Genomic DNA, 20629 nt, shown 5'->3' on the forward strand with positions numbered 1-20629 from the left:
GGTCCTTCACTCGGCACCGACGACGAGGCTGAGCACCTCGCGACGGAGGCGGAGATAGCGGGGGTCCTCGCGGAAGTCGACCTGCGTGCGCGGGTACGGGATGTCGACGGTGACGTCGCGTTCGATCCCACCGCCCTTCTCGCGAAGCACGATCACCCGCTGCGACAGGTAGAGGGCCTCTTCGATGTCATGCGTGACGAACAGGACGGTGAGGCCGTGCTCCTTCCAGATCCGGAGCACGAGGTCCTGAAGTGTGCCGCGGCTGAGCGCGTCGACCGCGCTGAACGGCTCGTCGAGCAGCAGCAGTTCGGGACGCGCGGCGAGGGCCCGCGCGATCGCGACCCGCTGCTGCATGCCGCCGGACAGTTCACTGGGGTAGCGGTTGAAGGTCCCCCCGAGCCCCACCTCTTCGAGGTGCTCCCGGATCAGCTCGTCCTCCTGTGCCTTGGACACACGGGAGGCGCCGTGCCCGTGCCGCAGCCCGAAGCGGACGTTGTCGCCGACCGTGCGCCACGGCAGCAGCGACTCGTTGTAGTTCTGGAAGACGTAGCGGGCGCTGTCGGGCGGCCCGTCCACCCGTTCGGCGCCGACGCGGATGGTGCCGGAGGTCGGCTTCTCCAGCCCCGCGACGAGGCGGAGGAGGGTGGACTTGCCGCAGCCGGAACGCCCGACGACGGAGACGAAGGCGCCCCGCTCGATCGTCAGGCTCACCGGAGAGAGCCCGCGTACGACGTTCCCGTCGAGCGCGAGGTAGTCCTTGCCGGCGCCGTCGATGGTGATGACGCCATGACGGACGCCATCGGTCAGGGCGGTTTCGGCCTCGAGTGCGTGTGTCATGTGAAGGCCTCACGAGAATGGGTTGCCGCTGGGCATCGCTTGTGGTGTCCGGTGGCGGCGGGTGCGTTTCCGGGCCCGCCACCACCGCGGTCATCCCGCGTTCACGGGCGGCTGGATCAGCTCCGGTTCCGGTTGCAGCGCCGAAGGGAAGACCAGGTCGTGCAGGTCGACGCCCTTCTGGATCTTGTCCGGCGCGTACTGCAGGCCGAGCTCATACCAGGACTGCGTGGCGTCGAAGTCGAACGGCCCAGGCTGCGTGTTCGTCAGCAGGTTGTCGACCTTCTGCGGGTCGCCGCCGGTGAGCTTCGACAGGTCGATCTGCTGGTACTTGAGCAGGATCGGCTGCAGTTTCTCCGGCGTCAGCGTCTTGAACCAGACATAGGACGCGTGCAGTGCTTTGTCGAAGGCGTGGGCCACAGCCTGGTGCTCGGGGTTTTCCAGCCACTCGCCTGTGGCCCAGAACGCGGCCGTTGTCGCCTTCAGGTTCGACCACTGCGACGAGTCGGGGTTGCCCAGGACCCGGAAGTTGTACGCGCCCGGCTGCCCCTCGTTGGTGTAGGCCTGGTTCCACTGGCCGAAGAAGGCGTCGACGGAGTTGCTCGCCAGCGCCTGCGGCGCGGCCGCCTGAGCCTGGACGATCGAATACTTGACCTGGTTCGGGTCGACCCCGTTGGCCTTGAGGAAACCCCGCAGGTTGACCGTGTGCTGCGGAACCGGCGGCAGGGCGATGGTCTTCCCGGCGAGATCGGCGGGCGTCTTGATGGGCCCGTCCGCCTGGACGAGGATCGGGAACTGCTTGGCGTTGGTGTTGTTGTTGGCGACCAGCTTGAGGTTGAAGCCCTGCGCCTTGGCGTTTATGCCGGCGTAGAGATCCGCGTAGCCGATCTCGCCGCTGCCCCCCTGCAGCGCCGCGAGCACCTGGGTGCCGTTGGCGAGCTGGCTCTCCTCGACGGACAGGCCGTACTTGGCGAAGAAGCCGTAGTCCCTGGCGAGTGCGATGTTGAAGGCACCCGATGTGTTGATCACTTTGAGTTCGACCGGATGCGCGGGGTCCAGCGCGTGCACGGCGGAGGCGTTGCCGGCGGCGGCCGGTGCGGAGGAGCCGCTGCCGCCGCAGCTGGAGAGCACGGTGGAGGCGGCGAGCGCGGCGATGCCGGAGGCGAGCCATCTGTGGCGCCGGCGATTCGTCGACACGGGATTTCCTTTCAGGGGGGTGGTTGCGGGGAGAGATGTGGTGGGGCGGAGGACGTCGGTTCTCGAGAGCCGGCGGGATGGCCTTCGGGCATGCGCGGGGACCCCCGCACGCACGGCAGTGCGGCGGCGGGGGCACGCCGACGAGGGAAGTGGCAGGCCGGAGGCGAAGGCCGCCGACGCGCGTCAACCGGGGATCAGGACGTCCGGGCGGACCAGGCCGCCCGTGGGGATGCGCCCGGGGTTTCGTTCAGAGTCCGAGGAGATCGCGTACGGATCCGGGCGCACAGGATCGGTCGGCGTCGCCATGTTCACGACGCCGCCATGTTCACGACGCCGCCGTGTGACGGGGCCGCCATGTGATGGGGCCGCCGTGTGAAGGGCAGGCCGGGGTCGTCGCCGGTGGGGTGAGCGGCGACAGGGGGCGGCGCGGACACCGGACGCCGGATGGTTCTGGGGAGGGACGAGGAAGCCGGCGCCGGTCATGCCTTCGACAGGGCGGAGATCGGGTGGAAGGGGGTAGACAGGCAGTCAGGGGTGGGGGATGAATCGGCCGAAACGGCCCTGATGGTATAGCAGCGGGCGGCTGGTGCCGTGCACCGTGGCCTCGCAGACCAGGCCCACGACGAGCACGTGGTCGCCCACTTCGCCCGTCGTGTGCGGCAGGCAGACCAGGTGCACCGACGCGTCGCTCAGCAGCGGAGCCCCGAAGGGACCGCGATGCCAGCGAGTCGGCTCGGCGAAACGGTCGATGCCCTTGCGTGCGAATCTGACCGCGAGCTCATCCTGGTCGCTGGTGAGCATGTTGACGGCGAAGTGGCCGGCTGAGCGCAACCGGGGCCAGGTGCTCGAGGATTGGTTCACATAGAAGGAGACCAGCGGCGGCTCCAGGCTCACCGAGGAGAACGACGTCGCGGTCAGGCCGATGGGGGTTTCGTCGTCCTGAGCGGTGATCACTACGACACCGGCGGCGTGCGCCGCCAGCGCTCTGCGGAACCGCTCGCCGTCCACGGCCCGCCCTGACAGGGTCTCGGTCACCTTCCCGCTCCTTCCCTGCGGGGAGCCGTGCGTTGTCTGCCCTCTGATGTCACGATGCACATCGGATTTCCCCTCTCGCGGCCATGCCGCGGACGCCGCCATGTCACGTCGCGCGGGCCCCTGGGGGAACCGCGTGGCGGTAGGCGGCACACGGGTGTTCACATTGGTGGTCGTGAAGGCGACCACGGCCTTGGATCTGTCGCTACGGGAGAGGTGGAAGGACTCGGGTACCAGCAGCGATCTCGCCGAGTCGGACGGGCGGGATCAGCGACACTGCGCGCTGGCGACGTGCCCGAAGTCAACGTGAGGGCGCCGGATCAAAGGTAAATCCTGGCTCATAACACTCAATGTAGATCTACGAGCCTTAGAAGTCAACATTTCCTACTTGCTTTATCGGGAAATCTGTCGGACGGGGTCGCCAGCGGCGTTCCCCCGCCTCACGTCGAGCATCGAGGGCATGGATCGGAGTCGTGCGGCCCAACCACTAGACGCACGTGGTGGCCGAGCAGCGGCGTCCTGGTCGGGCTCTACCCGGGCCCGGTGGAACCTCGAACTCAACCTGGGGTGTTCGTTGCGGGTCCGCGGCCTTACCCGGTGGCGGTGTAGCGGTTGGCGAGGTTCCTGCACATGACGTTCGATGAGCCGATCCACAGGATCGTGAAGCGATAGCCCTGGCTCGTCCTGGTGACGGCGTCGGCACAGAAGCCGGGACGGAAACCGTCATCTCTGAGGACGTCTCCCCTGGGGACGTCGAACGGCAGCCTTCTCAGCAGCCAGCAGACCCCGGTGTCGACCAGCGCGTCCAGGTCTCCGCGGACGACCGCGACCATGCCGATCGACCACGCGGCCCTGTCGTGGTGATACACCCCGAGCGCCAGGTGGTCGGTCTCATAGGCGCACTCCGCCGCGTCGTTGACGGCGTTCACCCTGCCGACGAAGCGCTCGAGCCCGCCGCGGAACTCCCTGAACTCCTCGGAGCGCCCTTCGGGGATGAAACCGAGGACGTCCTCGGCCAGGCCCGCGATGCTGATGCAGGGGTTCTGCATGACCACACTGACCCCCTCCGCCGGTGAAAAGCTCGGGAGCTGGGACCTCGTGATGGGTCCCGGGGCAGGGCAGACCGGGCCCTTGGGTTTCTCCGGCTCCTTCGGCTGCTTCGCCTTCTTCGGCTCCTGCACCTGCCCCTTCTCGGTCTCCGAGGCACTCGAGCCGCCCCCGGACTCCACGTCCAGACACGACGTGGTGGAAAGGGAGACCGACAGGAGGACGGCGAGCAACCTGTACGCCATCGAACGACGGGCGGCGAACGCTGAAGCAAGAGATCGGCGCATCCGGCTTGTCCCCCCATCTCGCCCCGGCCCATCTCGCCCCGGCCCATCTCGCCCCGGCCCATCTCGCCCCGGCCCATCTCGCCCCGGCCCATGTCACCCCGGCCAGTAACCGCCGTCACATCCTGATCCGGGGCGGCCGGCGAAGCGACGTCCCGGTCCGCTCAGCGGACCGTTGGGGGCGCAATCTTCCGATCAGACGTGTCGCCAGCGCAGGGGAGTGCCGGGTCCGGCGGCGACGACGAGCCCGGCGTGGGTGGTGAACATGGTGCCCGGCACCGCCTCCGCGTGGCACTCCCAGTCGCTCGCGGAAGGCGGGGGAAGCCGGGTCAGCAGACGGCCCTCGGAGTCGAGGGCGAAGAGCCTGCCGTTCATCCCGCCGAGGGCGACGGCGCCTCCCGACGAGCCCACGTGCTCCCAGCCGTCGCCGCCGAACGGCCGCCGCCACAACCCGCCGCAGGACGTGGCGACCCAGAAGGTGCAGTCGGCCACGGCCAGGCCCACGGCGGACCCGGGCGCGGGGCCGGCCTCCTGCCATCCCGGCTCGTCGTGGCGCAGCAGCCGCCCGTCGTGCGTGACGCCGTACAGGCCGACGGCGACGCCGCCCGCGGCCTCGCGCGGGACGGCGAGGGCGCGTACGTCGTCGGCGGGGCCGACGGGCCGCCAGGGCAGGTTCTGGCCGCACAACTCCCGGGCCAGCAGCGTGCCGTCCGCGCTCACCGCGTGCAGCGTGCGGCCGAGCACCGCGAGCGCCCGCAGGTCGGCCGGCGGGCCGATGACGTCCCAGCGCTCCTCGCCGGGAGCGGCCGACAGCCGGTCGACCACGTTGCGGGTGATCCGGTCGACGACGGGATCGTGCAGGCCGTTGCCCCAGTTCACCGTGGCCGCGGTGAAGACCGTGCCGAGACCGCTGGTGAACACGCCCATGGTCGCCATGCCGCCCTGGCCGTACGCGCTCCAGTGCCGCAGGTCGGCGGTGGCGAGGACGACGAACGACGAGGGCGTGCCGTCCCTGCCGGTCGCCCGGGGCACCCCGCCGACCTCCTCGAACTCCGCGGCGTCGGTCTCGTAGCCCAGGCAGCCCTCGCCGAACTTGTCGCCGTCGGTCAGCCCCGTCCCCTCGAACACCCAGTGCGCCGCGAAACGCGTGGTGTACGACTCTTCCAGCATGCGCGGCATGTGCGGCCCCCAGGCTCCGGCGCCCGCGCGGAAGCTCACCCCGGTCAGCGTGTTCTCCGGCCGGTTCACCGGCGCGGCCGACCACTCGACGGTCGTCTGCCGGGGATCGGTGGCGGCGATGGGGTCGGTCACCGGGTCGCGGTGGCACACCATGGTGCGGCCGCCGTCTTCGAGCCTGATCTGCCACCAGCACGTGTTGCCGGAAAAGAAGGCAACGTTGCCGCCGCGCCTCACGAACTCCTCGACGGCGTCGCGCATCCCGAGCGACCAATACTCGTCGTGCCCGTTGACGATCAGCAGCCGATGGCGGGACAGAAGATCGAGGCCGTCATGGAGGTCCAGGTTGGAGCAGTAGGCGACGTCGTAGCCGCCGCGGCGCAGCCACCGCATCAGCCCCTCCTCCCAGCGTTCGGGAGGAGGCCCGCCGCCGGGCCGGTCGAAGGTCACCCGCGCGGCCCGCGTGGGCGACTCGGTCCAGTAGATGCTCTGCCCCGGTTCCCCCGCCCTGTTGTACGCCTGCCAGGTGGTGAAGGGGACGCTCAGCAGCACCGGCGAGCCGGGCACGGCCTGCCGCACCACGAAGTAGACCTCGTTGTCCGGGCACGGCGTGGTCCCCGGCAGCCCGAACGGCCACGGCTGCTCGGGGCCGAAGCGGGCCCGATAGAGCGAGCTGCGCCAGCCGGAGGGGATGTCGAGCTCCCAGTGGGGCGCGGAGGCGGTTCCCTCGAAGACCACCCGGTCGTCGGTGGCGTCGGTCACCACCACGGGCGCCGGGTGGTCGAGGACGAAGCCGAGCGATGTCCCCTGCACGCAGGACGTCGACATGGCATAGGCGCGTACGGTCATCGGACTGGTCATCGCAGGGCCGCTTCGACGACGAGGGCTTCGAGTTCCAGGAGACAACGCTCCATATCGGGCCGGGACAGATAGCGGGTGTCGGCGGTGAGCGAGACGCCCTCGGTCGTGAGGTGGACGCAGAACCGGCAGTTGAGCTTGTCCTGGCTCATCGGCCAGGTCACCGACGTCCGGGCCAGCGCGGCCGTGATCTCGGCCGGGTCGCACCGGGCGGGTCCCGGGTCGGCGAAGCGCATGTCGTTGAAGCAGCAGTAGGGGTGGATCGGCTCACCACGCTCGGCGCTCACGGAGGCGGTGATCCGGTTGCGGTCGGCCGGGTCGTGGTAGGCGCTGCGGTAGGCGCGCAGCGCGGCCGGCCCGGCGGCCCGCAGCAGGCCGGTGAAGGACGCCTCCCGGCGGTCGAGCGTGAACAGCCCCTCCTGCGACATCGTGGCGACGATGTCCGTGGTGTCGCGGCGGAACCGGTTGGCCGAGATCGGCAGCACCGCGCACGTCTCGTGGCCGGTGAACCTGCCGACCAGCTCGGTCACGGCCGTCAGCAGCACGGTCGAGGTCGAGGCGGCGTGCTCGGCGGCGACCGAGCGGACGGCGAGCTCAAGGGCGGGGGAGCGCAGCAGCGCACGCCAGATGGGCGGCTCGGCCGGAGATCCGCTCGGGGAGGAAAACATCGTCGGTGGAATACGCCGATATTCGCGCTCCCAGTGCGCCGCCGCCGTCTCCGCCGCCCGCCGTCCCTCGGGACCGGCCTGCCAGTGCGCGAGGTCGAGCGGCTGCGAAGCCGCGGGCCGTCGTACGCCGGGGCCTCGGAGCAGGAACATGCGCAGGTCGCGCAGTGCGACCTCCGCGCCGAGCCCGTCGGCGGCCAGATGGCAGAAGACCAGCACCACGTGGGCGACCCGATCGCCGTCGAGCACCAGCGCCACCCGCACCGGCCATTCGCCGAAATAGTCGAACGGCCGCGCCGCCAGCTCGTCCAGCACCCGGTCGGGATCTTCGGTGGTGACCACGACCGGCAGCCGGCCCTTCTCCGCCAGCCGCTGGTAGGGCTCCGCGGGTGTTGCCCGGAACGCGTCGCTCATCGTCGTGCGAAGTGCGCCGCTCATCCGGGTACGCAGAGCACCGTGCCGCGCCATCAGGGCGGCCAGCGCCGCGCACACCTCGGCCACGGTGCGGGAGCCCGGCACCTTCAGCACGCGGCCGAAGTTGAAGTAGCGGTCGTCGGGGGCCGTCCGCACGATCGCCTCCCAGATGGCCCGCTGGCCCCAGGTCAACGGCGCCGTCGGCGGTCCGGTCAAAGGTCCCGGTCCGGCGAACTCGACGTACGGCGTCGGGCCGGTGACGTTCATCGGGATGCCGTGGACGCCAGGTGCGCGGACAGCCGGTCGAAATCGTCCAGCAGGCCCATGCCGTCGTCGCTCAGGTCGAACTCCACGCCGAACTCCGACTCGATCGCGTCGATCAGCCGCAGCATCGAGATCGACGTGACGCCCAGGGCCGACAGCGGCACGGTCGCGGCCAGCACCTCATCGGCGGTGACGGCGCCGTCGGACGACTCCGCGACGAGTTCCGCGAGCCTTTCCTTGATCATTCCAGCTCCTTGGCGAGGCGTTCCGCCTCCTCGTCCGACATCTCGTCGAGCTCGGCGATCAGGAGGTCCTCGATCGCCCGGGCCAGCCCACCGACCGTGGGATGGGTGAACAGCGTGCGGATCGGCAGCTCAAGGCCGGTCGTGCCGCGCAGCCGCGAGACGATCCGTACGGCGAGCAGCGAGTGGCCGCCGAGCGCGAAGAAGTCGTCGTGCACCCCGGCCTTCTCGACCCCGAGCACGTCGCCGAAGACCTCGGCCACCAGTTCCTCGGCGTCGGTGCAGGGCGCGACGTACGCCTCCCGGTGGGCCTGCGGGGCGGGCAGCGCGGCCCGGTCCACCTTGCCGCCCGGCGTCAGCGGCAGCCGGTCGAGCCGCACCCAGGAGGTCGGCACCATGTGCGGCGGCAGCGCCGCGCCGGTGAACTCCGCCAGCTCGGTGAAGCCGGCGGATCCGGTGACGTAGCCGACCAGCGTGTCGCCGATCGCGACGACCGCGGCCTCGCCCACCTCGGGATGGGCCAGCAGGCGCGCCTCGATCTCGGCCGGCTCGATGCGGAACCCGCGCACCTTCACCTGGTCGTCCAACCGGCCCAGGAACTCGAGCTGCCCGTCGGGCCGCCACCGCACCCGATCTCCGGTGCGGTAGACGCGCTCGCCGTGCAGGTCGGTGAACCGCTCGGTGGTCGGCTCGGGACGGCCCAGGTAGCCCCGGGCCACGCCCGCCCCGCCGATGCACAGCTCACCGGCGGCGCCGGGGGGAGCGAGCCGCCCGTCGGGGTCGATCACGTACACATGAGTGTCCCCGATGGGCCTGCCGATCGGCGGACGCCCGGGGGAGCCGTCCAGCTCGGCGAGCGTGGCGATGATCGTCGCCTCTGTCGGGCCGTAGGTGTTGACCAGCCGCACCCGGTCGCCGAACCGCTCACGCCAGCGGGTCACCGCGGCCTCGTGCACCTGCTCCCCGCCCAGGATGACCAGCCGCAGCCCCGGCGGCCAGGCGATCGACTCGATCTGGTCGACCAGGTGGTGCCAGTAGGCGGTCGGCAGGTCCAGCACGGTGACGCCGTCGAGATGGTCGGGGAGCGTCACCGCGCCGTCCGGCAGGAGCGCCAGGCGGGCGCCCGAGGCCAGCGCCGGATAGATCTCCTCGGCGTGCGTGTCGAAGGCGAGCGAGGCGAACTGCACGACCGTGTCATCCGGCCCCAGGCCATACTCCCCGGCCATCCAGGCGACCCTGGCCGCGAGGTTGCGGTGCTCCACGACCACGCCCTTCGGCGTCCCGGTCGAGCCGGACGTGTAGATCACGTACGCCGCGGCGTCGCCCGTGACCGGCACGGGCAGCGGCGTGCTCCCGGCGACCGCGTCCGACGCGTACGCCACCGGGACGCCCGGCGGCAGCCCCCCAGCCACGTCGGCGGCCAGGTCGGCGGAGGTCAGGACGAGCGCGGCGGCGCTGTCGCCGAGCATGAACGCCAGCCGCTCGCCAGGAAGGGCGGGGTCGAGCGGAAGGTAGGCCGCCCCGGCCCGCCAGACCGCGAGCAGCGCGGCGACGGAGTCGGGCGTACGGCCGAGGAGGACGCCCACGACGTCACCCGGGCCGACGCCGCGCGCCTGCAGCAGCGCGGCCAGCTCTGCGGCGCGCGCGTCCAGCTCGCCGTAGGTCAGGTCGCCCACCGCGCACGAGTCCCGGTGGGCGCGTACGGCCGCGGCCACCAGCTCGGGGACGTACGGCTCAGGGATGACCTCGGGCCCGCGGCCGATCTCCAGCAGGCGGGACTCCTCGGCCGGGGTGACCAGCTCCGGGGGCGCGGCGAAGTCCTGCCGCAGCACCCGCTCAAGCCGGGCCGCCATCGTCTCGATGGTGCCGGGGTCGAACAGCGCGGCGTCGTAGGAGAGCACGACGAGCAGCTCGCGCTCGTCCTGCCACGCCTCCAGCATCAGGTCGAACTTGACCTGTTCGAAGCCGTGCGCGAACGGCTCGGTCACCAGCCCGGAGAAGGCGGCCGGTGCGGCGCCGGTGTCCTGGTTGTGCAGGATCGCCATCGTCTGGAAGGCGGGCACGCGCAGCCGTTCGAACGGGACGCCCTGATGCTCGAACGCCGACAGGGCCGCGTCGCGGGTGCGCTCCAGCGACTCCCCGAAACTCGAAGGCCGGTCCGTGTGATCTGGCGAGGTGCGGATCAGCAGGACGTCGGCGAAGTAGCCGACCACGCGCTCGAACTCGACCCGGTCTCTGCCGGAGGCGACGGTGGCGATCGTGACGTCGCGCTGCCCGCTCTGCGCGGCGAGCACCGCCCGGTAGGCGGTCAGCAGGGTCATGAACAGCGTCGCGCCGTGTTCCCTGCCCTGCTCGGCCAGCCGCGCCACGTCCTCGGCCGGCAGCCGGAACGTGTGGAAGCCGCCCTTCCTCATCGGCGGTGAGCTGCGCGGCCGGTCGGCCGGCAGGTCGAGCGGGGCCGCGCCGGCCAGCCGCTCGCCCCAGTAGGCGGCGAGTTCCTCCTGGTCGCGCTCGCGCTGCCATCGGGCGACGTCGCCGAACTGAAGGGGCAGCGGATCGAACCGTTCGCCCGAGTAGAGCCGGGCCAGTTCGTCCAGCATGACGTTCAGCGACCAGCCGTCGCCCAGCATGTGGTGGAGCACCACGCACAAGACGTGGTCGTCGGGCGAGAGGCGGATCAGCGTCGCGCGCAGCGGCGGCCGGGAGGCGAGGTCGAACGGCGCGTTCGTGCGCTCGGCGACCAGCGCCTCCGCGTGCGCGACGTCGGTGGCCGAGATCGCCTCGACGGGCACCGGCCCCGGCGGCTCGACCACCGCGACCGGGGCGCCGTCGACCTCGGGAAACCGCGTACGCAGGCTCTCGTGCCTGGCGACCAGCGCGGCCAGGGCCCGTTCGAGTGCCGCCACGTCGAGCGGGCCGCGCAGCCGCCGCACGATCCACATGGCGTACGACGCGTCGTCCGGGTCGAGCCGGTGCAGGAACCAGAGCCGTTCCTGGCCGGGGGAGAGCGGCGCGGGCTCTCCGGCCGGGCGGGGGCGCGGGCCGTCGCCGCAATCCTGGTCGCGTGAGAGGGCCTCGTCGAGCAGCTCGGCCAGCGCCGCGACGGTCGGGCGGGTGAACAGCTCGCGCACCGGGATGCGCACCGGCAGCCTGGCGGTGACCATGGTGGCCAGCAGCGAGTGACCGCCGAGCGCGAAGAAGTCGTCGTCCGCGCCGACGTTCTCGACGCCGAGCACCTCGGCGAAGACCCCGGCCACGAGCCGCTCGGCGTCCGTGCGCGGCGGCATCCCGGCCGGCTTGGCGGCCTGTGGGTGTGGCAGGGCCTTCCTGTCGACCTTGCCGTTCGGGGTGAGCGGCAGCGCGTCGAGCGTCACGAACGTCGCCGGGACCATGTAGCCGGGGAGCTGCCCCGCGACGTGCCGCCGAAGGTCATCAAGTGGCCCAGCACCGCCGGGGACGATGAAGGCCACGAGCAGGTCGTCGCGTACGGCGGCCACCGCCTGGCGGACGGCCGGATGCGCTTCGAGCACGGCCTCGATCTCGCCCAGCTCGACGCGGTGCCCGCGCAGCTTGACCTGGTTGTCCGTGCGGCCGAGGAACTCCAGCGTGCCGTCCGCCAGCCACTTGACGACATCGCCGGTGCGGTAGACGCGCTCCGAGCCGTGCCGTACGAACCGCTCCGCCGTGAGCTCCGGACGGCCGAGATAGCCGGTCGCGACGCCTGCGCCGCCGATCAGCAGCTCACCGGGCACGCCGATGGGCACCTGAGCACCTTCGGCGTCGACCACATGGACGGTGGTGTTCGCGATCGGCCGGCCGATGGTCACCCGTCCGGGCCGCTCGGGCACCTCCCAGGCGGTCGACCAGATGGTGGTCTCGGTCGGGCCGTACATGTTGACGAGCCTGCTCACGCGTGCCCGCAGCTCGGCGGCGAGCGCGAGCGGGAGCGGCTCGCCCCCGGCGAGGGCGACCACCGGCGGGAGGCCGCCCGCGAGCAGCACCCGCCAGCCCGATGGCGTGGCCTGCACGTGGGTCACGCCCGCGTCCGCGATCAGCCGGGCGAGCGCCGCGCCGTCGCGTGCGGTCTCCGCACCGGCGACGACCACCCGGCCGCCGGTGACCAGCGGTAGGTAGAGCTCCAGCGCGGAGATGTCGAACGACAGCGAGGTGAGCGCGAGCCAGACGTCCGAGGGCGTCGATCCGACCAGGTCGCGCATGGCGAGCAGGAAGTTGGTGAGCGCGCGGTGGGGCACCACCACGCCCTTCGGCCGTCCCGTCGAGCCGGAGGTGTAGAGCACGTAGGCGGTGTCGTCCGGCGAGGGTCTGCCGGGAACGTCAGCAGGCGCTTCGTCTGAGAAGAGGTCGGCGTCGGTGAGGACGAGAGCCGCGCCCGAGTCCTCGATCATGTACGCCACGCGGGACGCCGGATAGTCGGGATCGACCGGCAGGTAGGCCGCACCCGACATGGCGACGCCGAGCAGCGCCACGATCATGTCCGGGCCGCGCGACATGCGCACCGCGACCACGCTGCCGCGCCCGACGCCCCGGCCGCGCAGTCGCGCCGCCAGCCCCGCCGCCCGTACGGCCAGCTCGCGATAGGTGAGCTCCCGGTCTTCGGCGACCACCGCGACCGCGTCGGGTGCGGCGGCCACCCGGTCGAGCACCAGGTCGACCAGCGTGAGCGCGGGCAGCTCGGCGGCGGTGTCGTTCCACGCGGCGAGCCTGGCCCGCTCCCGTCCGGTGAGCAGGCCGAGCCGTCCCACGGGCAGTGTGGGGTCCGCGACCGCGGCGGCGAGCAGCACGAGATAGCGCTCGGTCATCAGCTCGACCGTCTCGTGGTCGAAGAGCTCCTCGCTGTAGATGGCGACGCCGAGCACGCCGCCGTCGTCCTCCGCGAACAGGTCGAGCGACAGGTCGACCCTCGCGGGGTGCCAGCCGAGCGGGAACGGCTCGGCGGCCACGCCCGGCACCGGATCGGCCACGTCGCCGTGGGTGTGCAGCGCGAACATGGTCTGGAACAGCGGTGTCCTGCTCGGGTCGCGCTCCACGCCGAGCACGCCGATCAGCCGCTCGAACGACACGTCCCGATGGGCGAGCCCGTCGAGGACGGCCCGGCGGGTGCGGCGGAGCAGGTCGCCGAAGCTCGGCGCCCCGGACAGGTCGCAGCGGAGCACCATGGTGGTCGACAGATAGCCGATCATCTGCTCCAGCTCGGTGCTGTCGCGGCCTGCCGAGGGGGTGCCCACACAGAAGTCCGTCTGGCCGCTGTGCCGGGAGAGCAGCACCTGGTAGGCCGCGAGCAGCAGCATGTAGGGCGTGCAGCGCGCCTGCCTGGCCGCCTCCGCCACTCGTGCCGCCAGCTCGGGCGGGATGCGGAAACGGACCTCCCCACCCGCCGTGCTCCGCGTCGCCGGGCGCGGCCGGTCGGCGGGCAGCTCCAGGACGGGCGCCCCGGCCAGCCGCGACACCCACCAGTCCAGATCGGCAGAGTCGTCGAGGCCCGGCACGTGGTCGCCGTACTGGGGCGGGAGGGCCTCGGGAAGCGGCCGTCCCGCGTAGTGGTCGGCCACCTCGTTCCGCAGCACGTTGAGCGACCAGCCGTCGCCGTTGATGTGGTGCAACACGACGCAGAGCACATGGTCGGCCGGGCCGAGGCGCACCAGCGTGACCCGGAACGGCGGCCGCGCGGCGAGGTCGAACGCGGCGTTGGTGCGGGCGCGGACGATCCGCGCGGCCTCGTCCTCCGATCCCGCCGCGACCTGCTCGATCGTCACCGGGCCGGGCGGCTCCACGACGGCCGTCGGCCGCCCGCCGGCCTGCACGAAGCGCGTGCGCAGCGCGTCGTGCCTGGCGGCGACCGCGGTGAAGGCGGCTTCGAGTGCCGGGATGTCGAGCTCCCCGCGCAGCCGGTAGGCGTAGGCGGTGTTGTACGAGGGATCGTCGGGATCGAGCTGGTTCAGAAACCAGAGTCGTTCCTGACCACGGGACAGCGGACCTGTCTTCACGTGCCTACCCCCGGGCAGGTGGCCTTCTGGAAAGCTTCTTAACAGTTTGCGGGTTGGCCGCAGTGTTCCACGGATCTTCGGCCACCCGCAAGGCTTCTCCGGCGGCGTCTCGAACTCGGGGGGTTGCCCCTTTCGGCGGGCTCATGTCAGACTGGCGCAAGAGTTTAATTAGTAAACTTTCTTATTAGAAGTCGGATAGATCACGGCCTCTGATCCGGCGATTCTCGACCTGGCGACTCCGGGAGCCGATCGTGAGCAAGACTCTTCCCGGCCTGCTCCGGGAGCGGGCCGCCGCCGATCCCGGCCGGGTGGCGATGACCGTGCACGGCGCGGGCTCGCTGACCTTCGGCGAATGGGAGCACCGGGCCCGCGGCGTGGCCCGGGCGCTGCGCGGCCGGGGGATCGGGCGCGGCGACCGGGTCGGCCTCGTGTTCGGCAACGGCGACTGGCTGGACTACGCGGTCGCCTTCTTCGGCGTCCTCGACGCGGGGGCGGTCGCCGTGCCGCTCTCGGACCGCCTGGCCGCCGCCGACGTCGACGCGATGCTCGCGCACTGCGGCGCGACGGCGGTGCTGCGGCCGGGCGAGGTGCCGTACGCCGAAGGAGCCGAGAGTGGCGGGGACGGCGGATGCGGGGACCTCGAACCGGTGGGGCCCGGCGACCCGGCGCAGATCCTCTACACATCCGGCACCACGGGACGGCCCAAGGGGGTCGCCGCCACCCACGCGAACCTGGCCCACGGTTGCGGGGGCCGCCGCAGGCCGTTCACCCACTCACGGCATCTCGCGCACGCGTTCCCCATCGGCACCAACGCCGGCCAGTGGATGCTGGTCAACGCCGTGGACGCGCATCCCGAGGTGGTGACGCTGCCGCGGTTCACGCCCGGCAGGTTCGCCGCGCTGATCGAGCACTACCGGGCGGGCACGGTCTTCGTGGTGCCCGCCATGGCGATCGAGATGCTCGCCGCCGGGGTGCAGGCCAGGCACGACCTGTCGAGCGTGCTGCTGCTCGGCTCGGCGGCGGCGCCGCTGCCCGCGCGGGTCGCGGGCGATCTCTGCGCCGCCTTCCCCAACGCGACGATCACGAACTACTACACCTCGACCGAGGCCGCGCCCGCGCAGACCGTGATGATCTACGATCCCGAGCGGCCGTCGAGCGTGGGCCGCCCGGTCTCCGGCGGGGCCGTGCGGATCGCCGCGGCGGACGGCGGGGCGCTGCCGCCCGGCACGACCGGCGAGGTCTGGATGCGGTCGCCGGCCGCCACCCGCGCCTACTACGGCGACGAGGCCGCCACCGGCGAGGTCTTCCGCGGCGGCTGGGTGCGCATGGGAGACCTCGGCTACCTCGACGACGACGGCTACCTCTACCTGGTCGACCGCGAGAGCGACGTGATCAAGTCGGGGGCCTACAAGGTGTCCACCATCCACGTAGAGGAGGCCGTGCACCGCCATCCCGGCGTGGTCGAGGCGGCCGCCTTCGGGGTGCCGCACCCCACCCTCGGCAAGGCCGTCGCGGTCGCCGTCGTCGGGACCGTAGCTCACGAGGAGCTGCGGATCTTCCTGAAGGACCTGCTGGCCCCGCACGAGCTTCCCGTACGGCTCATCACCCTCGACGCCCTGCCCCGCAACAACGGCGGCAAGGTCGACAAGCGCTCACTCCGAGAGGTCGCACCATGACGCAGGTCTCGTTCGCCCAGCATGGGATGTGGGTCACCGAGCGGATGGGGGCGGGGTCGGCCTACCACATGCCGATCGTGATCCGCTTCGACGGCTCGTCGGCTCCCGATCCCGCCGTGCTGGCCGCGGCGTGCGCGCGGGTGGTCGAGCGGCATCCGCTGCTGGGCCGGGCCGTGCGCGAGCACGACGGCGTGCCCCACCTGGTGCCCGCCGCCCGGCTTCCGTCGCTGGAGACGGGCGAGTCGGTGGAGGAGGCCGTCGTGCGGCCCTTCGACCTGGAGAACGGCCCGCTCGTCCGCTTCACGCTCGTCGGCGACACCCTCGTGGTCGTCGCCCACCACCTGGTCTTCGACGGCGGGTCCAAGGACGTCCTGGTGGCCGATCTCGCCGCCTTCGCGACCGGCGCCGTGCCGCCGCCGCTCGCTCCCTTGGATTATGCGGAGGGGCAGCGGGAGCGGGTGGCGGCCCTGCTCGGCGAGGCACGCGCGTTCTGGGCGGACAGATGGCGCGACCCGGGCGAGGTGGTCGTGCCGGGAGGGGCGCTGCGCTCCCGCCGGGGCGGTCCGGGACGCCTGCTGGAGTTCCCGCTCGACGTTCCCGCCCTGCCCGGTCTGACCAGGTTCGAGGTGCTGCTCGCGGCGCTGCACGCGCTCCTCATGTCGTACGGCAACGCCGACGTCGTCACCGCGGTCGACCTGTCGACCCGCACCGCCGAGGCGGAGGGACACATCGGCCCCTTCGTCAACGAGCTGCCGGTCTTCTCCAGCCCGCCGGCCGACGCGCCGTTCGTGACGTTCGCCGCCGCGCTGCGCGCCGAGCTCAGGAGCCTGTACGCCTATCGCGAGGTCCCGCTGGCCAGGGTGGTCGCCGGGCTCAAGCCGCACGCGGCGCTGGCTCCCGTGTCGGTCAGCTACCGCCGAGGCCCGTTGACCACAGGTGCGACCGCAGGGTTCGGCGAGGTCGACTGGCTGGCGTTCAACCACGCGGTGCGCGGGGCCCTGCAACTCCAGGTCCTCGACCCCGCAGTCCGTACGGGCGACGACCCGGCGACTGGAATGAGCGCGAGTCTGCGTTACGACCCCGGCGAGCTGACCGACCAGGCCGGATTCGCCGACGACCTGCGGGCGGTGCTGGCGGCGATCGCCCAGGACCCCGCCCGGCCCCTGGAGATGCTGCCGACCCGGGGGCCCGTGGTCGCCTGGCCCGTCCCCAGCTCCTCGACAGCGGAGGCGGCGCCGGAGGACGGCGGCGCCGACGTGGATCTCGACGACCCGCTGGCGGCCGAGATCCGCGCCATCTGGGAGGAGGTGCTCAAGCTCGCTCCGATCGAGCCGCACGACGACATCTTCGAGCTCGGCGGCCACTCGCTGACCATCACGCAGATCATCGCCCGCATGCGCAAGCGGCTGGGTGTGGAGGTCGACCTGGACGACTTCTTCGACAACCCGACGATCGCCGGTGTGCTCCAGGTGATCCGCGGATGACGCGGCCCGCCACGGCCGATCCGGACGCCTCGCCCGCGCGAGCGCCGGACGACGCCGATCTCTCGCTCATGCTGATGATCCGGGCGTTCGAGCTGAAGCTGCTCGACCTCTACGGCAGGGGCCTGCTCAACGGCACGACCCACACCTGCCTCGGGCAGGAGTACATCCCGGTCGCCATCGAGGCGCTGCTCGACCCGCGTGACCACGTGTTCAGCAACCACCGCGGGCACGGACACTACCTGGCACGCTTCCGCGACCCCGCCGGGCTGCTCGCGGAGATCATGGGCAGGGAGGGGGCCGTCTGCGCCGGGGTCGGCGGCAGCCAGCACATCCGCAGAGACCGGTTCCTGTCCACAGGTGTGCAGGGCGAGAGCCTGCCCGTCGCCACGGGCGTCGCGCTGCACCTCAAGCGGGCCGAGCCCGGCCGTCTCGCCTGCGTGTACGTCGGCGACGGCACGTTCGGCGAGGGCGCGGTCTACGAGGCGCTGAACATCGCGTCCCTGTGGGCGCTGCCGCTGCTCGTCGTGGTCGAGAACAACGGCATCGCCCAGTCGACGCCCACGTCGCGGCACCTGGCGGGGAGCATCGCGGGCCGGGCGGCGGCGTTCGGCATCGACCACCACCTGGTCGGCACCTCAGACGTCGCCGAGATCCGCCGCACGCTCGAACCTCTCGTTGCGCGGGTCCGCTCCCGCTCGACACCGCTCGTGGTCGAGTTCGTCACCCGGCGCCTCGGGCCGCACAGCAAGGGCGACGACACCCGGCCCGCCCAGGCCGTACAGGCATTGCGCGAGCAGGACTGGTACGCGCGGTGCGCGGCGGCCTGCCCCGGCCGCTTCCGGAGGCTCGACGCGGAGGCCCGCGCGCACATCGACGCGGTCGCCGCCGAGGTCACGGCGCGGGGGCAGTCCCAGTGGGAGGCGGCGCGATGGGAGCGGTCGTGAGGGTCGCGGAGAACCTGAACGCGGCGCTGGCCGCCCTGCTCGCCCGGGAGCCGGACCTCTACGTGCTGGGAGAGGACGTCGCCGATCCGTACGGCGGCGCCTTCAAGATCACCCGAGGGCTGTCCACCGGCTTCCCCGACCGCGTCCTGTCGACCTCGATCAGCGAGAACGCCGTCACCGGCATCGCCGCCGGGCTCGCGCTGTCGGGAGACCTGGCGATCGTGGAGATCATGTTCGGCGACTTCGCCGCGCTCGCCTTCGACCAGTTGCTCAACTTCGCGTCGAAATCGGTCTCCATGTACGGCTCGCGCCTGCCGATGCGCATGGTCGTGCGCTGCCCGGTCGGCGGCGGGCGTGGTTATGGGCACACCCACAGCCAGAGCCTGCAGAAACACTTCGTGGGCATCCCCAACCTGGCCGTCTATGAGCTGTCGCCGTTCCACGACAACCTGGCCGTGTTCGAGGAGATGTTCGCCCGGGCGGAGCCGTGCGTGTTCTTCGAGGACAAGGTGCTCTACACGCGCCCGATGGGTGTCGTGGAGCCGCCGTTCTCGGTGGCGGTCTCCGGCGGCGTGGCCAGGGTGTCCATCGACGGCCCGCCCGACTGCGTGGTCATCGCCCCCGGCGGGGTGGCGCACCGGACGCTGGCCGCGATGCGCTCGCTGCTGGTCGAGGAGGAGATCGCCTGCACGCTGCTGGTGCCGTCCAGGCTCTATCCGTTCGACCTGCCGGATGACGCCGACGCGGACATCCGGGCGGCGCGCCGGGTGTTCGTCGTCGAGGAGAGCACCGCAGGGGGGACATGGGGCGCCGAGGTGGCCCACGTCGTCCACCGGAGGCACTGGGGGCGGCTGGCCCAACCGGTCACGCTGATTCACTCCGCCGGCGGAGTCATCCCCACGGCCGCGCACCTCGAACGGGCGGCCCTCGTGAACGAGTCCACGATCCACAGCGCGATCAGGGAGGCCCTGCGTGGCTGAGCTCCGCGTGCCGAAGCTGAACAACAACGACACCGAATATCTCCTGGTCGAGTGGCTCGCCCCCGACGGCGCGCAGGTCGCGGAGGACGACGCGGTCGCGCTGGTGGAGACGTCCAAGGCCGCCGAGGAGCTCACCGCGGGCGCCGCCGGGGTGTTGCGGCATCGGCTGCGGCCGGGAGCCTGGTGCCGCCCGGACGACGTGATCGCCGCGATCGGCGACGCTCCGGGCCCGCCCGAGCGCGACGCTCCGGCCCCGGCCGCGCAGGCCGCGGAACAGCAGGCCGCGGCCGACGAGCCGGCGCCGCTCATCACGGCTCCCGCGCAGGCGCTCATCGACGAGCTCGGCATCGGCCTCGACCGGGTCAGGGCGCTCGGCGTCGCCGTCGTGCGGCGGGCCGACGTCGAACGCCTGGCCGCCGCACCCTCCGGCGGCGAGACCCGTGGCGAGCACCGGCTTTCGCGGGTGCAGCGGGCCGTGGCCAGGTCCGTCGAGCTGTCCCGCCGGACCATCCCCGCCGCGTACGCCGTGGTGCGCATGGATCTCGGTCCGGCGCTGGAGTACGCGCGGGCCACGACGAGGGAGATCCGCCGTCCGGTGGGGCTCGCGGAGGTGTTCGTCCAGGCCGTCGCGGGCCTGCACGAGCGGTTCCCGTTGTTCTTCGCCACTGTGGACGAGGCCACTGGGAACGGCGCCGACCGGGCGCTGCTGTCCGAGGTCCCCCACATCGGCGTCACCGTCGACGTCGGCGAGGGGCTGTACGTCCCCGTCGTCCACGACGCGGCGAGCCGTACGACGAAGGACATCGCGACCATCCTCATGAAGCACCGGCTGGCCGCCACCACCGGCGAGTTCACGGAAGGCGACCTGTCCGGCGCCAACTTCGTCGTCACCCTGCACACCGAGCACGGGGTCGTGCTGGCGATCCCGTTCGTCTATCCCGGCACCGTCTGCGCGCTCGCCGTCCCCGGGCCGCGCGACGGAACCCTCGCCGACGTCGGCCTGGCCTACGATCACCGCCTGATCAACGGCAGGGACGCCGCCCTCTTCCTGAACGCGCTCAAGACCATGGTCGAAGCGCTCGCCTGATCTTAAACGATCAAGACCGGAAGTTTGATCTTCAACGATTTCGATCGGCGGGATCGGCGTTATTCCGGCATTCCCGAGGCCTGATAGAGGGAGTGAACTGCGAAGTGACCGGTAATGGATCGTTCCAGTCGCCGTGGATTGGCGGCGAGAGCTCGGAGCATTCGTTCGAGAGATGCGAATCGCCTGGTCAGAGAGTATCTCGGCGGGGGTGTGGCGCGTTGAGGGAAGCGCCGATGCCCGCTTCTTGGCCACTGATACGCTTTATGCCTTTCGATAACTCTGAGCATTTACGGGGCAAGAGTGACGACGGGGCCTGGTTATCAGCAGTATCCGCCTCAGCCGCCGCCGCAGTGGCAGTCGCAATCTCCACCACCACCTCCACCACCTCCACCATCCGCGCCGCCGCAGTGGCAGTACGGGCCTCCGCCACAGCAGCAGCA

General features: G+C 71.7%; 13 protein-coding genes. 5 read left to right on the plus strand and 8 right to left on the minus strand.

Going from position 1 to position 20629, the window contains the following annotated elements:
• Nucleotides 1-6: 6 nt before the first annotated feature.
• The 8 genes from HCK04_RS22345 to HCK04_RS22380 form a co-directional block, all read right to left on the minus strand.
• Nucleotides 7-837, minus strand: a complete 831-nt coding sequence (locus HCK04_RS22345) for an ABC transporter ATP-binding protein (RefSeq protein WP_142649320.1) — start codon at nt 835-837, stop codon at nt 7-9.
• 90 nt (nt 838-927) lie between these two features.
• A complete protein-coding gene (locus tag HCK04_RS22350; protein WP_142649321.1) occupies nt 928-2031 on the minus strand; it encodes an ABC transporter substrate-binding protein in 1104 nt (367 codons plus the stop codon).
• A gap of 528 nt (nt 2032-2559) precedes the next feature.
• Nucleotides 2560-3066 carry a flavin reductase family protein gene (locus tag HCK04_RS22355; RefSeq protein ID WP_260617370.1) on the minus strand — a complete coding sequence of 169 codons (507 nt, stop codon included), beginning with the start codon at nt 3064-3066 and terminating at the stop codon, nt 2560-2562.
• 587 nt (nt 3067-3653) lie between these two features.
• Nucleotides 3654-4355 carry a hypothetical protein gene (locus HCK04_RS22360; protein ID WP_142649323.1) on the minus strand — a complete coding sequence of 234 codons (702 nt, stop codon included), beginning with the start codon at nt 4353-4355 and terminating at the stop codon, nt 3654-3656.
• Between the two features lie 234 nt (nt 4356-4589).
• Entirely contained in the window at nt 4590-6431 is a 1842-nt protein-coding gene (locus tag HCK04_RS22365) for a N,N-dimethylformamidase beta subunit family domain-containing protein (RefSeq protein WP_240971678.1), read from the minus strand.
• Nucleotides 6428-7774, minus strand: a complete 1347-nt coding sequence (locus HCK04_RS22370) for a condensation domain-containing protein (protein ID WP_142649324.1) — start codon at nt 7772-7774, stop codon at nt 6428-6430. The genes HCK04_RS22365 and HCK04_RS22370 overlap by 4 nt, the downstream gene beginning before the upstream one ends.
• Nucleotides 7771-8016, minus strand: coding sequence for an acyl carrier protein (locus HCK04_RS22375; RefSeq protein ID WP_142649325.1), 246 nt, complete (start codon nt 8014-8016; stop codon nt 7771-7773). The genes HCK04_RS22370 and HCK04_RS22375 overlap by 4 nt, the downstream gene beginning before the upstream one ends.
• Nucleotides 8013-14018 (minus strand): non-ribosomal peptide synthetase, encoded by a 6006-nt coding sequence (locus tag HCK04_RS22380; RefSeq protein ID WP_142649326.1) that lies wholly within the window; start codon nt 14016-14018, stop codon nt 8013-8015. The genes HCK04_RS22375 and HCK04_RS22380 overlap by 4 nt, the downstream gene beginning before the upstream one ends.
• 251 nt (nt 14019-14269) lie before the next feature.
• On the opposite strand from HCK04_RS22380, the gene HCK04_RS22385 reads away from it, so the two are divergent.
• The 5 genes from HCK04_RS22385 to HCK04_RS44300 are packed head-to-tail and all read left to right on the plus strand — an operon-like array spanning nt 14270 to nt 20189.
• The gene (locus HCK04_RS22385; protein ID WP_260617371.1) at nt 14270-15694 is read left to right on the plus strand and encodes an AMP-binding protein; all 1425 of its coding nucleotides are present in this window, start codon (nt 14270-14272) and stop codon (nt 15692-15694) included.
• Entirely contained in the window at nt 15691-17178 is a 1488-nt protein-coding gene (locus HCK04_RS22390) for a condensation domain-containing protein (protein ID WP_142649328.1), read from the plus strand. Before HCK04_RS22385 ends, HCK04_RS22390 begins: the two co-directional genes overlap by 4 nt.
• A complete protein-coding gene (locus HCK04_RS22395; RefSeq protein WP_142649329.1) occupies nt 17175-18122 on the plus strand; it encodes a thiamine pyrophosphate-dependent dehydrogenase E1 component subunit alpha in 948 nt (315 codons plus the stop codon). Before HCK04_RS22390 ends, HCK04_RS22395 begins: the two co-directional genes overlap by 4 nt.
• Complete coding sequence (locus tag HCK04_RS22400; protein WP_168066173.1) at nt 18107-19102, plus strand: transketolase C-terminal domain-containing protein; 996 nt, start codon at nt 18107-18109, stop codon at nt 19100-19102. Before HCK04_RS22395 ends, HCK04_RS22400 begins: the two co-directional genes overlap by 16 nt.
• A complete protein-coding gene (locus HCK04_RS44300; protein WP_142649330.1) occupies nt 19095-20189 on the plus strand; it encodes a 2-oxo acid dehydrogenase subunit E2 in 1095 nt (364 codons plus the stop codon). The genes HCK04_RS22400 and HCK04_RS44300 overlap by 8 nt, the downstream gene beginning before the upstream one ends.
• Nucleotides 20190-20629 lie beyond the last annotated feature (440 nt).

The sequence above is a fragment of the Microbispora sp. CL1-1 genome (assembly GCF_012034195.1).
Classification (GTDB): Bacteria; Actinomycetota; Actinomycetes; order Streptosporangiales; family Streptosporangiaceae; genus Microbispora.

Excerpts from the sequence above, each read along its gene's own strand:
- HCK04_RS22360 (WP_142649323.1), bottom strand. The coding sequence starts at position 4,355 with ATGGCGTACAGGTTGCTCGCCGTCCTCCTGTCGGTCTCCCTTTCCACC.
- HCK04_RS22370 (WP_142649324.1), bottom strand. The coding sequence starts at position 7,774 with ATGAACGTCACCGGCCCGACGCCGTACGTCGAGTTCGCCGGACCGGGA.
- HCK04_RS22390 (WP_142649328.1), top strand. The coding sequence starts at position 15,691 with ATGACGCAGGTCTCGTTCGCCCAGCATGGGATGTGGGTCACCGAGCGG.
- HCK04_RS22400 (WP_168066173.1), top strand. The coding sequence starts at position 18,107 with ATGGGAGCGGTCGTGAGGGTCGCGGAGAACCTGAACGCGGCGCTGGCC.
- HCK04_RS22365 (WP_240971678.1), bottom strand. The coding sequence starts at position 6,431 with ATGACCAGTCCGATGACCGTACGCGCCTATGCCATGTCGACGTCCTGC.
- HCK04_RS22395 (WP_142649329.1), top strand. The coding sequence starts at position 17,175 with ATGACGCGGCCCGCCACGGCCGATCCGGACGCCTCGCCCGCGCGAGCG.
- HCK04_RS22345 (WP_142649320.1), bottom strand. The coding sequence starts at position 837 with ATGACACACGCACTCGAGGCCGAAACCGCCCTGACCGATGGCGTCCGT.
- HCK04_RS22375 (WP_142649325.1), bottom strand. The coding sequence starts at position 8,016 with ATGATCAAGGAAAGGCTCGCGGAACTCGTCGCGGAGTCGTCCGACGGC.